Raw genomic sequence first — 13482 nt, 5'->3', positions numbered from 1 at the left:
ATTATATCTGATTCACTGATGAGCCCCTGACTTTGGTTAGGGGCTTTTTTATTCTGTGTAGAATTTTCCTGTGTGGGGAAGATAAATAAACATAGGAGGGATATTGATGAAGGATGATAAAGAAGAAAGAATCGATCAAGAAACATCAGCCGGGTTGAATGAGCTTGTTGAGATCATAAATGCAAAAGGCGATGCGGGTGAACTGAAAGAAATCGTTGATAAATACAAAACCGAAAACGAACATTCACCTTTATGCAACGATGACTTTTTCTATGCCGATCTAAGAGCGATTGCAGAAGATGGTGCTAAGGAAGATTAATTTTACTGAATTTCGAAAGTATATTGTTTCTTATAAGTTTTATTAAAAAAGCTGGCTTAAAAGGCATAAAAATGACCTTTGAAGTCAGCTTTCATTTTGAGGATGTATATCTGGCTGAAATAAAAATCAGTGAGGCTAATATATAGTGATATGCGTGAAACGAGGGCATTCTTGAGCGTAACAGGGTCTAAATTGAGTTAGAGAATATACCAAAGCATAACGTGAACTAGTTGGCGTAAAACATAAGCAATTATGCGTAAAACTAAAGACTTATTTTAAGAATATTCAGAATAAATTATTGAATCTTACATAATCGCCACCTATACTAATGAATAACATTTTATAGGAGGGGTGTCATTTGAGAGGAAATTGGATTAAAATCACATTTTTCTGCTTGTTAGGAATCCTCGTGGTTGCAGGGTTAAATTTCAATCTTGCGGGAGCACAAAAGGAAGGAACGATTAATTGGAACGGTAAAAATTTATCAACCGTTGAAATGAATGGTAAGAATTATGTTTCTGTCGAACAGGCTGCTGAAGCATCTGGTTATAAAAAAGGTGTAAAATCAAACAAATTCTATATGCAATCTAGGCTTGATTACATCCAAAAGAAAGGAATAATCAGGGTAGGTACGACAGGAGATTATAAACCTTTTACATACTACAACGAGGAAACCAAACAGTATGAAGGATATGACATCGAAGCAGCTAAGTTAATGGCTAAAGACCTTGGTGTAGATATTAAATTTGTCAGAACATCATGGCCAACACTAATGAGTGATCTATTGGATAACAAATTTGATATTGCTGTTGGCGGGATTAGCCGAAATACAGAACGACAAAAAGATGCACACTTTACTCAACCGTATTTGAATGATGGTAAAGCTCCATTAATTCGGAAAGAAGATCAGGAACGTTTTAAAAGTTTAGAAGATATTGATCGTCCAGATGTAACGATTGGTGTGAATCCAGGAGGAACAAATCAGAAGTTTGTTGATGCTCACATTAAACAAGCTAAAGTAGTTGTCATAAATAATAATCTCGATATTCCGCCAATGGTCGCTAAAGGTGAGGTAGATGTCATGATTACAGATAGTGTAGAAGCTATTTATTATGCGGGGAAAGATTCGAGACTTTATGCTGCTCTTACTGATAATACCTTCACTAAAAGTCAAAAAGGTTATTTAATGCACCAAAACGATGCAGTTTTCCAAAACTGGGTTAACTTATGGATGGATGAGATGGAGCTTCAGGGAGAATTTGACCGTTTAAAATCAGAGTGGATTTACGGTAAATAAGAATAACTGAAATTTAAAACTCAAAGCTCCTATGCTTTGAGTTTTTGATAGCCTTGTAAAGCGTGATGAACAATTTTTTGAGAAGAAACGGGCTGGTGGATACACTTTAGAGCAGTTTTCATGCCCGCTAGCAGTTGTTTGTTATGAAACAACCTTTGTACGCAATGAGCAATCTCATCTGTTGATTCTGCAATTAGTGCAGCTCCATGTGATTGAAAATGTTTTGCATTTTCACTTTCCTGGCCTGGCACTGGCTTATATAAGATAAGGGGCAGGTTAAGGGCTGCGGCTTCTGTTATGGTGATACCACCTGGTTTTGTAATCAAACAATGGGACAGTTTTAAGATTTCATGAAGCTCTTCTACATATCCAAACAATCGGAAAGTTTCGGGATATTGAACTGCGGTTGGCAAGAGTTTTTCATATAAATCATTATTCTTACCGCAAATCACTATGATTGTTAGGGAAGGGTCCTGAAGCAAACGCTCAGCCAATTGCTTTACATTCTTAAGGACACCCTGTGCGCCAGCAAGAATGGTAACTACATGGCTGCTGTGAGAGACTTCATATTTATTTAAGATCACTTCTTTATTTATAAATTGGTAGAAACCAGACCGAATCGGAATGCCGCTTACAGTAATTTTATTTTCATCCACTTGATGTTTCATCAAACCTTGTTTAACTGAATCAGACGCCACAAAATAGTGGTCGATGGAAGGATTAATCCAAAAAGGATGAGCGAAATAATCCGTAATTACGGTATAGATCGGAATGTTATAGCGTGATTTTTTTAGTAAAAAAGGAGCAGCATGAAGCGGAAAAGTGGTTATGACGAAACGAGGGTGATGTTTCTCGATCAGTTCAATGAAACGCTTGCGGCCTAAGTAACGGGAAAACTGGGTAATCGTCGTTGCGTTCAGCTTGTTCGTTCCATAATAGAACCATTTATAAAAAGAAGAGCCATGAGAGAAGCTTTTGATAAAAAGAGACTGTGTAATCTGAGCCATGATTGGATGAGCCTCTCCGAATAAATCTGAAATGATAGGTTCGTACCCTTTACTCTTAAGCTCTTCGGCGAGAACATTTGCGACCTGAACATGCCCGCTTCCATAGTTTGCGGTTAGAATTAATGCATTTGGACGTATCAATCAGAAAACCTCCCCATTCTTTTGAAATAAGAATAACAGGGGTTTTTAAACGCAATATGAAGGAGATAAGAATGTTTTGTAAAAAGTAAAAATGATTAATGATACAATAAGGGAGATTTATAATTCAATAAGATCCAGTAATCATGGTGTCTGTTGCAGACTTAATAGGGAATCTGGTGAGAATCCAGAGCTGTTCCCGCAACTGTAAGTGCTGACGAAATAAGCAAATCCACTGTTTAACGATGGGAAGGGCTTAGAGTAGGCATAAGGCACGAGTCAGGAGACCTGCCGTGATTATGTCGTTGATCTTCTTCGGGAGTTGGGAAGATAAGACGTAGGGTATTTTAATAGATTTGTTTTGTGGTCTGTTTATTATGCTGCGTGTTAATCCATCCTTTGTGATGGATTTTTATTTGCGTCTAATCTGTTTTTAAACCAACTCCCTCTACTAAACTAGGAGTGTTCAAACTCCAGAAAAGAGGTATGGTATGGAACAGCAGTTGTCAGCAAACGTTTCACGAACAATTCAAACAAAGTTGGTTTTACCCCCTGATACCAATCACATGGGAACGATCTTTGGCGGTACCGTTTTATCATACATTGATGAAATTGCAGCCATAACAGCAATGAAGCATAGCAAGAAAGTGGTTGTAACAGCATCCATTGATAATGTAAACTTTTTATCGTCAGCTAAAGTCGGCGACATCCTCATTTTAGAGGGAGTTGTGATCTCAACGGGAAGAACTTCAATGGAAGTCTACGTAAAAGTAGAGTGCCAGAATTTAGAGACGGGAAACAGAACGTTAAACACAACGTCTATCTTAACAATGGTAGCAATCAATCAAGATGGAAAGCCATCGCCCGTACCAAGCGTGATACCAGAAACAGAAGAAGAGGCTGCTTTTTTTGACAGTGCTCCATTAAGAAAGGAGCGGCGTCTGTTGTATAAAAACGCAAACGCCTAACAAGAAACGCCTGAAGAGAGGGAGAATTCCAATGAAAGTGAAGAATATTATATTTGTGATATTGGGATTCTTTTTCCTTAGTTTAGGAATGGTAGGGATTGTATTGCCATTGATTCCAACAACGCCATTTCTACTTCTGGCATCGTATTTCTTTGTAAAGGGGTCTAAGAGATTTGAAGTGTGGTTTAAAGGCACCACTATATATAAACAGCACCTCGAAGAGTTTATCAAGGAACGCTCTTTGACGCTCAGAAAAAAGATTATGATTAACCTGTTCGCAGACTCCATGATTGCGATTGCCTTTATAATGGCTGAGAGTACCATGGTAAGAGTTATTTTGGTTCTTATTGTATTGTATAAGTACTATTATTTCATTTTTAAAATTAAAACGGCCTAAAGTTAATGAGTCTGACCCAACAGTAGTACCATCTCTGGGGTTTAGGCTCTTTTTTTAATGGAGAATAATGGTGGCAGATGTATAAGGATGAAGTACCTGTGCTGGAAGAGACGCTGAAGAGAACGGTTTGCCTATAAAAGACATCCATAAAAATATTAACGTTAATATCAATCTTCACAAAATAAAAATGACCCACAAAGGCTCAGTCCTCACCTTTATAAGTCATTTCCATCTCTAAGATAATGGTTTTGAACATAGCCACCAATCGTAACACTGAATTTCTCCAGATTGCGCTTGATCGGCACGCTTTTTGGCTTCTTGAACGGTACTAGCCGGTGGTACAATTAAGCGGTCTCCGATAAGTTCATTTTTTGGCCAGTTTGCAGGTGTTGCAGCCTTATTGGCATCAGCAGTTTGCAAAGCTTTAACCGCTCGCAATATCTCATTAATGTTACGCCCGACATTCTCGGGATACGTAAGAATCATTCTAATTTTTCCTGTGGGGTCCACGATATAAACACTTCGAACCGTTCTTGTGCCCATCGTAGGATGAATCATCCCAAGTCTCATCGCCAATTTGCCTAGACTGTCCGCGATAATAGGAAAGGTGATCTCAACTTTTAAATTTTGCTGAATCCACTCGATCCACTTAAGGTGAGAGTACACCTGCTCTACAGATAAACCGATTAAGTATGTGTTGAGCTTATTAAATTCAGGCATAAGTTTTTGGAAGGCAACAAACTCTGTTGTACATACAGGGGTAAAGTCACCAGGATGGCTAAAGAGGACAAACCAATGACCTTGATAGCTTGTTGGGAGGACAAGTTCCCCAAGGGTGGTATGAACTGTCGTCTCCGGAAATTGATCTCCAATAAAAGGCTTTGTAAATGCTTGTGCAGAATCCATTTCGCTCCCTCCTTATCTTTGTTGGTTTCCCATCATCTTGCTCTTTTTTAGCAGCTGAGACTCTCCTGTTTTCTCCCACTCTTCAACTTGCTCGATGGCTTGCTCTGGTGTGAACCCTTGACCAACCAGGACACCAGATAAAATAAACTCCTGATATAAGTGAGTAAGGTTAATCCCTTCTTCCGTTTCTTTTAAAGCTCTTTTTACAAGAGGATCAATATAGGTCACCCATTTATCTGCGACACTCTGAGTTTGAGGCGCCGGTGCGCTAACTGTTTGAGGAAGACGGGATGAACCTGGCTGACTGTTAAAGGTATATAAGTAGTTGTACTTAGCACTGTGCTTAATTTCGTCTGTAATAATGTTGAACAGAATGTCTCGATAGTATTGATTAGGAAGTCCTTGCCTGATTACACGGTACTTTTCCACAGCTCGAAGTTCTCCAAAAAGTGCTCTAACAAGTCCATCTTTATACGATTTAGGCTTTTGAAACTCTTCACCATTGGCAGGTGGCACTTCTTGACCTGTGATATCTTTATAAATCATTTTGAAAAGCTTGTTATGCCTTTTCTCATCATCACGTATAGATGCAATAATTAATTTCTCTTCATTTGTCGGTGCTTGTGAAATTAAATACTCATAAAACAGCTGATCTTCTCTTTCTCCTGCAACAGCCTCTTTAATAAGCTGAAGAGATAGTTGCAGAGCCTGCTGCTGACTGGTGCCTTGCTGTTGCTGCTGTTCTGGATTCATATAGCTCATGTGTATACCCTCCAAAAAATAAAGTCGCCATAGTCTATGCAAATGCCCAACATTTGTTGTTTGTTCGATTGTTTTCATTTGCGGAAACAGCCTTGAAAATCGATTCATGCAACTTAGTAATAAGAAAACGCAGCTTAGTTCGGAAGAGATTTACTGGCGGAATTCGCTGACATATACTGAATCCACAAGGTAAAAAATAGCCGAGGGAGGGTGGAGGATGAAGATTACCATCATAGAAAATGACGATGCACAAGAGCTTGAAATTGTCTTGAAATGTAAAGAGATGAACGAGGAAGTAATCAAAATTTTAACGTCACTTAGATCGTTTGAACGCAAAATAATGGGTTCCATAAATGAAAAAACCTATTTGCTTTCACCAGATGATATCTATTACTTTGAATCTGTAGATAAGAAAAATTTTGCTTATACGAAAGAGCGCGTATATGAAGTTTCGATGAGACTTTATCATGTAGAAGAAATGTTCGGTGATGGTCATCTTTTTAGGGCTACTAAATCGACTATCATAAACCTGGATAAAGTCAAAACCATTACACCTCGATTCGGGGGCAAGGTAGAAGTGATGCTTGAAAATGGAGAGAATATGATCGTATCCAGACAATATGTACCTAAGCTGAAAGAAAAATTAGGATTTTAGGAGGCGCTGAGTATGTGGAAAAAAGTAATGGAGTTTATGGTCGATTTTAAAATGATGATGAGTTTGTTCTTCTCAGCAGGGATCATTATATATGTAATTTTTGGTTCCATAATGGGAGTGAGGGAAATTCCTTTTGAACTCATCGTGCAAATCTTTTTCTTAAGCATTCTTGTCACGGTGTTTCAGTATTTGTTTTGGAATGAGAAAAGTGCAATCAAGCTGTCAGGTGCTACTAAAGTATTTATTCAATATATATTGCTTGGCCTTGTGTTATTCGGCATGTCACAAATGTTTCATTGGTTTAGCGTAGGATCAGCAACTTTCTATAACATGCTGATTCTGTATCATGTCATCTATCTTGGCGCGATCTTTGGGTTTTCGATTTACTTTAAAGTACTTGGTATGAAATTTAATCAAAAGATACTTAGCTTTAGAGAAGAAAATCAAGGTAAGTAACGCTGAAAATAAGAAAGAGGATGACCGCAAAGGGCCATCCTCTTGCTATTGTGCGTCTTTACGCAACTTTATCCACTTTTTCCGCTTTCTCATCAAAAAGATAATTCTTAACAGCGTTTGTGGATGACTTCGCTTTTTTTACAAACAGCGGATTCAATACTGCAACAGCAGCAAAGTTAGCCATTAATCCCCAGAAACCTTCATAGATTCCTAGAGAAGTTCCCGTTGAATAGACGGTAAACGTAACCGCTAGTCCAACAAGCAAACCGATGATTGTTGCTTCTCTTGATTGATTTTTCCAAAACAAGCTGATCACGATCGCAGGGAAGATCTGTACCATTCCGGATACGCCAAGCAACTGCAAGGAAACGAGAGCCTGCGGAAACACAAGACCAAATAATAAAGCGAGTCCAATAACAACGAAAACCATGCCGCGTGTTATCATCGTCAATTTTGCACCCTTTACTTTCGGATTGATAAGATCACGGTAAATGTTGTTCGCAAAAAGGTTAGATGCACCGATTGCCATGATGGAACATGGAATGAGTGATGCAAGAGCGATCGTCGAATACGCTAAGCCTTGACCGATACCGCCGTAAGACGTTTGAATAAGTGCCAGCAATGCAAAGCGCGGATCTGTACCGTCCGGCAAAACTAGGAATGCGATAAAACCAAGGAAAACAACAAGGATTAAAACGATATTGTACAGAGGCAGAAACAGTGCATTTTTTCGTATAGCATCAGCACTTCTTGCTGTAAATACGCCTGTAGCTGCATGTGCCCACATAAAGAGAGCGAGTGATGAAACGAAAGCCGCTGTAATGAACCAAGGTATACCTTTTGGTCCTTCCGTAGGAATCGTTAAAAGCTGAGGAGCTTCAGTGACGATCTTATCAACCATAGGGTTCCAGCCGCCAAAGTGCATGATTGGTAATGATACAACCATAAACAGCATGATCGCCCAAACGAGAACATCTTTAATGATTGCTGTATAAGTCGGTCCTTTAATACCGCTGAAGAACGTATAAAGAGCAACGAGCAAGAACGAAGTGATCACGACCACTTTTACATTGATAAAACCTGTTCCAGCAACTTGCAGCGTATCTTGAATACCGCTCAGTTGCAGACAGATATATGGAATAAGCATAAGTACGCCGACAATGGCAATTAAAGAAGAAAGGAGCTTTGAATCAAAACGCTCACGTGCATAATCTGCTAATGTCGTAAGTTTATGTTCATTCGCCACTTTCCATAGTTTCGGAAGGAAAAAATACGAGATAAAGTAAGCAAGAACAGAATAGGGAATCGCAAAGAATGCGAGACTTCCCGCCGTATATGCAGTACTCGTCAATCCTAGAAATGTATAGGCTGTGTAAAGGTCAGCCCCGACAAGAAACCAGACAAGTAAACCGCCGAAACGTCTTCCTCCGACAGACCATTCCTCAACAGAGCTGCGGGTAGCTTTGTCTCTGCCTGCAATAAACCCGATCAGAACGACTGTTAAGATGATAAACATTGTGATAGACAGTGCTGTAAGATTACCTTGCTGCATTTAGTCCAAGCCTCCTTGTGATTTCTGTAGTTGATAGATGCCAAAGGTGCATAAAGGAGTTAAAACAATCCATAAAAACAGCCAAAACTGAAGAAACGGAAGTCCTAGAACAATAGGATCAATTCGGTTAGCGAACGGTAAAACGACCAGCTGCGCGATAAATGGAGCAGTAATGAATAAAATCATTAATAATTTCTTCATGATGCACTTGTCCCTTCTCTGTGGTGTTTTTAGAAATATAATGTTCACAATCATAACAGCTTAGAATGGAGGGGACAAGAGGAATTATATAAATTTTTAAAATATTTAATATTATTTGATAATGAAAGGGTTTACAGAGTGAAATGAAGACAAAATGGAGCAGTTTCGGCAGGTTAAACGTGTTGTAATTTATACAGGGAGGGGTATCCTGACAGTTAATACGAGAGATTTTTGAATTAATTCCTCAAATTTCGATGTTAATCCAGCGAGTTTAGGCAATAATACGGCGAGTTTTAGGTATATATCGGCGAGTCGGCATAGATCGACAAACTCGATCGCTCCTATACCCCTCTAACTCCAATCCACAAATTCCGAACCACCATCGACAAAATTTTTCGGATGGGTTTTATTCTTCTACAAGCCACAGTGCTTGAGAAAGCATCCAAAGAAAAAAGCCGGCCCTCCATCAAAAGGCCAGCTTACCCCAAAATCAATTTCACCACCACAAATATGGCTTTACAACCATAAACCACAGCATGATCATCAATAATGCGATATATATCCAAACGGCTCGCTGCAGCTTATCTGACAGCTCATTCTTATCCATCCCGTCATCATGAAACTTACGAAGCGTAGGCGAAAAGGCACGCGCCAAAAAGAACAGTGAGCAGAAGAGGATAATCAATGTTATTAAAATCCACGGTGTATCCCACGTCCACGGTCCCGATAGAACGAGAAATGCGCCTGATAAAACCAAAACGTGACCCGCATGTTTGGCGAGCCAAACGACAAAACGAAATGTGCCAAGGTGAGCGTTCATCTCATCACCTGCAGCTGTTCGCAGTTTTTTTATCAATGGAAATAGGATAAAAAACGGCCCGATTGAAATGATTACGCTTAAAATATGGATATATAATAAAACCCGATACAAAAAATCCATTGCGTTAAATATTAGCCTTTAACAGGACTGAATTCGTGAACCCAAACTTGCATATGCGGCAGCCAAGGCATGCCTGGGTGATACGAAAGAATAGCATTTTTATACTCTTCTACCGATTCAAATCCTTCATGCTGGGCGTGCTCATCTGTTAATTCACCAAGTGATTGACGGTACACATTGTTCACTACAAACTTATGACCTTGTAATTCCATAATTTCACCAACATCTGCATATCTTCCGTTACGGCGTGTTGCAGTCTTCTTGCCTTCGATTACTTTTGCAACATCCTCAGGCATCGTTACAAGTCTTTCAATAGAACATGTTTTTGGCGGCAAATTGTTGTTTTCAAGATTTGTCATATGTAAAAACTCCTTTTCTATTTTCTCCATTTCCTAATGTATCACACTTCATGAATAAGTCTGTCTATTTTTTCAAATAAGAAAACGGTAAGAAGTGTCTTTGCTATGTGGAGAGCGTACCTTTATAATCAAGAGATAACGAAACTTGAGGGAGGCCACAAACGTTTTGACACAGGTTTTAATAGAAAGAGCAAAACAATTGTTAGAGTTGCATTACGGCTATTCTTCTTTTCGGACAGGACAGGAACAAGCGATTCAATCGGTTCTTTCAGGTGAAGATACCCTATGTGTCATGCCGACAGGTGGAGGAAAGTCGATCTGCTACCAAATTCCTGCACTCGTTTTCGAAGGAACAACTATTGTAATCTCACCCTTAATCTCTTTAATGAAAGATCAAGTAGATACATTGCTTCAGTTAGATATTTCCGCAGCTTTTATCAACAGTTCGCTGACAGCCGCAGAAACGAGAGACACAATTGAGAAGGCGAAACGCGGAGAATATAAGCTCTTGTATATTGCGCCAGAACGGCTAGAGTCTTATGACTTTATGAATCACTTAAGACAGTTAGATATTCCTTTAATAGCAGTAGATGAAGCTCACTGTATCTCGCAATGGGGACATGATTTTCGTCCAAGCTATCAGCGCATTCAGCGGATGATCGGAAATCTGCCGAACCGTCCAGTCGTCTTAGCATTAACGGCTACAGCAACACCTAGAGTTCGTCAGGATATTTGCTGGTCGCTTGATATTGATGAAAGCAAAACGGTATTAACCGGATTTGAACGGGAAAACCTTTCATTTTCTGTTATTAAGGGACAAGACCGGCTTTCATACTTAAAAGAATTTATTAAAAAGAACGAAAAAGAAGCGGGTATTATTTACGCCGCAACCCGAAAGACAGTAGACCAGCTCTATGAACAACTGAAAAAGAGTGGCATCAACGTTTCACGCTATCATGCAGGTATGATTGATCAAGAACGGATGGGCCAGCAAGAGCAGTTTCTCCAGGATGAATCGTCTGTTATGGTGGCAACCTCAGCGTTTGGAATGGGAATCGACAAATCGAACATTCGCTATGTGATTCACTTTCAGCTTCCGAAAAATATGGAAAGCTATTATCAAGAAGCAGGCCGTGCCGGGCGTGATGGATTACCGAGTGAGTGCATTCTGCTGTATTCTTCCCAAGATGTTCAAGTGCAGCGTTTCCTGATCGATCAATCCAGTGAACAAGATCGAATGGCACAAGAGCTCGAAAAGCTTCAGCTTATGGTTGATTACTGCCATACGGAAAACTGTTTGCAGCAGTCTATCGTCCGATATTTTAGTGATGAAGAAATACCAGCGTGCGGCCGCTGCGGCAACTGTACGGATGCGCGTGAGAGTATTGATGTGACGCGAGAAGCTCAGATCGTGCTGTCATGCATCGTAAGGATGGGGCAAAAGAGATTCGGCAAAACATTGATTGCGCAGGTTTTAACGGGATCCAAAAATAAAAAAGTGCTAGATTTTCAATTTCATAAGCTTCCGACTTACGGGATGATGAAAGAAAAAAGCAGTAAAGAAGTAACGGATCTCATTGAGTTTTTCATTTCACAAGAGATCATTGCCGTTGAACATGGGACATTCCCGACTCTTTACATAAAAGAAAAGGGAAAAGAAATACTGATGGGCAAAGAACAAATTATGCGTAAAGAAGCGGTCATAACAAAACAAGTGGCTGTGGATGATCCGTTATTTGAAGAGCTGCGAAACGTTCGTAAGGCGATTGCTGAACAGGAGAATGTTCCGCCGTTCGTTATTTTTGCGGATACAGCTTTAAAAGATATGTGTGTGAAACTACCTGAATCGAGAGCGGAGTTTTTAAATGTAACAGGTGTTGGCCAAAGTAAGTTAGAGAAATATGGCGAACGGTTTATCACTAAGATCTCTGAATATTTGGCTGAGAATCCAGATCGAAGAGAAAGTGCGGATAAAAGCACTGTTGCGACGCTACCTGCCAAAAAGGCAACTACAGACTCTCATCTAGAAACATACACCTTTTATAAAGATGAAATGTCAGTAGAGGAAATTGCGGACCATCGTAAATTAGCTGTGAGTACGGTAGAAAATCACTTAGTGCAATGCATGCAAGAAGGGATGGACGTTCATATGGAACATTTGATTCCAGATGAATATGTCTCAGAAATTGAACAAGCCGTGGAGCAAGCTGGCGGAGAAAAGCTAAAGCCAATAAAAGAATTACTTCCTGAAGAGGTAAGTTACTTTATGATTAAAGTGTACTTGCTGCAAAACGAAATGAAGAAACGGGTGACATGATGAAGAAGAACGTCCGATTAAAAGTAAAACCTTCCTATGTAAAGGGTCTTAAAACTGGCTATCCACTGATTACAGAGGATGCTGTACAAAATATTAGCAGCGTAAAAGAAGAAGGAACAATTATAGAACTTTTTGATGAAAAGAATGCCTTCCTTGGAAAAGGATATTACGGCAAGCAAAATAAAGGCCGAGGGTGGGTTCTCACACAAAACTCACAAGAACTGATTGATCAGAGCTTTTTTGAAAAGAAGCTGAAAAAAGCAATAGATAACCGACAAGACCTTTTCAACAATTATGAAACGACTGCTTTTCGTGTATTTAACGGTGAGGGAGACGGAATCGGCGGACTGACGATCGATCACTACAACGGATTCTATGTTCTAACTTGGTACAGTGAAGGCATCTATACATTTAAAGATGAAGTCGTTGCCTCTCTTAAAGAACATGTAAAAGTAAAGGGCATTTACGAGAAGAAACGTTTTGCGGTAAAAGGAAAATATATTGAGGATGACGATTTTGTTGAAGGTGAACGCGCACCAAGCCCGTTAATCGTACGTGAAAATAACATCCACTTTGCGGTTTACCTAAATGAAGGTGCAATGGTTGGCGTTTTCCTGGATCAGCGTGATGTGCGAAAGACGATACGTGATCAGTACGCAAAAGGAAAAACGGTTTTAAATACATTCTCTTATACGGGTGCTTTTTCTGTTGCTGCTGCACTCGGAGGTGCTGTTAAAACGACAAGCGTAGATCTGGCCAACAGGAGCCGCAGCAAAACGCAGGAACAATTCAGCGTAAATGGTCTGAATTATGAGGATCACGATATTATTGTAGAAGACGTGTTTAACTATTTTAAATATGCAGTTCGAAAGCAGTTATCTTTTGATCTTGTTATCCTTGATCCCCCTAGCTTTGCCCGTTCTAAGAAACATACGTTCAGTGCAGGAAAGGATTATCCAGAGCTGTTGGCGCAAGCGATTCAGATTACAGAGGATAACGGTGTAATTGTTGCGTCTTCTAACTGTGCAACGTTTGGTATGAAAAGATTTAAAGAAATGATCTCTGCAGCTTTTAAGCAAACAGAGGGTAATTATAAAATTTTAGAAGAATTCAAGCTTCCGCAAGACTTTAAAACGCATAAAGAGTTCAAAGAAGGAAACTACTTAAAAGTTGTGTTCATACAAAAATTAAGTTAACAGGCGAAAGGG

General features: G+C 39.6%; 15 protein-coding genes and 1 riboswitch. Of the genes, 8 read left to right on the top strand and 7 right to left on the bottom strand.

Features of this window, described 5'->3' with window-relative positions; all coding sequences use genetic code 11:
- Nucleotides 1-106: 106 nt before the first annotated feature.
- Complete coding sequence (locus QUF49_RS19130; protein ID WP_289497277.1) at nucleotides 107-319, top strand: hypothetical protein; 213 nt, start codon at nucleotides 107-109, stop codon at nucleotides 317-319.
- Between the two features lie 358 nt (nucleotides 320-677).
- Nucleotides 678-1616 (top strand): transporter substrate-binding domain-containing protein, encoded by a 939-nt coding sequence (locus QUF49_RS19125; RefSeq protein ID WP_289497276.1) that lies wholly within the window; start codon nucleotides 678-680, stop codon nucleotides 1614-1616.
- 29 nt (nucleotides 1617-1645) lie between these two features.
- Here the strand turns inward: QUF49_RS19125 and QUF49_RS19120 are convergent, their stop codons facing one another.
- Complete coding sequence (locus tag QUF49_RS19120; RefSeq protein WP_289497275.1) at nucleotides 1646-2764, bottom strand: MGDG synthase family glycosyltransferase; 1119 nt, start codon at nucleotides 2762-2764, stop codon at nucleotides 1646-1648.
- Between the two features lie 127 nt (nucleotides 2765-2891).
- Nucleotides 2892-3071, top strand: a riboswitch (cobalamin riboswitch).
- A 181-nt stretch (nucleotides 3072-3252) separates the two neighbouring features.
- Between QUF49_RS19120 and QUF49_RS19115 the strand changes: the two genes are divergently transcribed.
- Together QUF49_RS19115 and QUF49_RS19110 are read left to right on the top strand one after the other, a co-directional pair.
- Entirely contained in the window at nucleotides 3253-3729 is a 477-nt protein-coding gene (locus QUF49_RS19115) for an acyl-CoA thioesterase (protein ID WP_289497273.1), read from the top strand.
- A 37-nt stretch (nucleotides 3730-3766) separates the two neighbouring features.
- The gene (locus tag QUF49_RS19110) at nucleotides 3767-4126 is read left to right on the top strand and encodes a YbaN family protein (protein WP_289497272.1); all 360 of its coding nucleotides are present in this window, start codon (nucleotides 3767-3769) and stop codon (nucleotides 4124-4126) included.
- A 234-nt stretch (nucleotides 4127-4360) separates the two neighbouring features.
- On the opposite strand, the gene QUF49_RS19105 is transcribed toward QUF49_RS19110, so the two are convergent.
- Together QUF49_RS19105 and QUF49_RS19100 are read right to left on the bottom strand one after the other, a co-directional pair.
- Nucleotides 4361-5032: a peroxiredoxin gene (locus QUF49_RS19105; RefSeq protein WP_289497271.1), complete on the bottom strand. Its 672-nt coding sequence runs from the start codon at nucleotides 5030-5032 to the stop codon at nucleotides 4361-4363.
- Nucleotides 5033-5044: 12 nt separating this feature from the next.
- Nucleotides 5045-5794 (bottom strand): ferritin-like domain-containing protein, encoded by a 750-nt coding sequence (locus QUF49_RS19100; protein WP_289497270.1) that lies wholly within the window; start codon nucleotides 5792-5794, stop codon nucleotides 5045-5047.
- A 217-nt stretch (nucleotides 5795-6011) separates the two neighbouring features.
- Between QUF49_RS19100 and QUF49_RS19095 the strand changes: the two genes are divergently transcribed.
- Together QUF49_RS19095 and QUF49_RS19090 are read left to right on the top strand one after the other, a co-directional pair.
- On the top strand, nucleotides 6012-6449 hold the full coding sequence (locus QUF49_RS19095) for a LytTR family DNA-binding domain-containing protein (RefSeq protein WP_289497269.1): 438 nt from the start codon (nucleotides 6012-6014) through the stop codon (nucleotides 6447-6449).
- A gap of 12 nt (nucleotides 6450-6461) precedes the next feature.
- On the top strand, nucleotides 6462-6905 hold the full coding sequence (locus tag QUF49_RS19090) for a hypothetical protein (protein ID WP_289497268.1): 444 nt from the start codon (nucleotides 6462-6464) through the stop codon (nucleotides 6903-6905).
- A 58-nt stretch (nucleotides 6906-6963) separates the two neighbouring features.
- On the opposite strand, the gene QUF49_RS19085 is transcribed toward QUF49_RS19090, so the two are convergent.
- The 4 genes from QUF49_RS19085 to QUF49_RS19070 all read right to left on the bottom strand — a co-directional run bounded on the left by QUF49_RS19085 (nucleotide 6964) and on the right by QUF49_RS19070 (nucleotide 9957).
- Complete coding sequence (locus tag QUF49_RS19085) at nucleotides 6964-8457, bottom strand: sodium:solute symporter family protein (protein ID WP_289497267.1); 1494 nt, start codon at nucleotides 8455-8457, stop codon at nucleotides 6964-6966.
- A complete protein-coding gene (locus QUF49_RS19080; RefSeq protein WP_289497711.1) occupies nucleotides 8458-8661 on the bottom strand; it encodes a DUF3311 domain-containing protein in 204 nt (67 codons plus the stop codon).
- A 493-nt stretch (nucleotides 8662-9154) separates the two neighbouring features.
- Nucleotides 9155-9598 carry a hypothetical protein gene (locus tag QUF49_RS19075; protein ID WP_289497265.1) on the bottom strand — a complete coding sequence of 148 codons (444 nt, stop codon included), beginning with the start codon at nucleotides 9596-9598 and terminating at the stop codon, nucleotides 9155-9157.
- A gap of 11 nt (nucleotides 9599-9609) precedes the next feature.
- Nucleotides 9610-9957, bottom strand: coding sequence for an ASCH domain-containing protein (locus QUF49_RS19070; RefSeq protein ID WP_289497264.1), 348 nt, complete (start codon nucleotides 9955-9957; stop codon nucleotides 9610-9612).
- A gap of 166 nt (nucleotides 9958-10123) precedes the next feature.
- Here QUF49_RS19070 and recQ point away from each other — a divergent pair, with 166 nt between their 5' ends.
- Both recQ and QUF49_RS19060 read left to right on the top strand, forming a co-directional pair.
- Nucleotides 10124-12274: a DNA helicase RecQ gene (recQ, locus tag QUF49_RS19065; protein ID WP_289497263.1), complete on the top strand. Its 2151-nt coding sequence runs from the start codon at nucleotides 10124-10126 to the stop codon at nucleotides 12272-12274.
- Complete coding sequence (locus tag QUF49_RS19060) at nucleotides 12274-13470, top strand: class I SAM-dependent rRNA methyltransferase (protein WP_289497710.1); 1197 nt, start codon at nucleotides 12274-12276, stop codon at nucleotides 13468-13470. Before recQ ends, QUF49_RS19060 begins: the two co-directional genes overlap by 1 nt.
- Nucleotides 13471-13482: the final 12 nt, after the last annotated feature.

Origin of the sequence: Fictibacillus sp. b24, from assembly GCF_030348825.1 — a bacterium.
Lineage (GTDB): Bacteria > Bacillota > Bacilli > Bacillales > Fictibacillaceae > Fictibacillus.
This window is presented reverse-complemented; position numbering and strand designations above follow the sequence as displayed.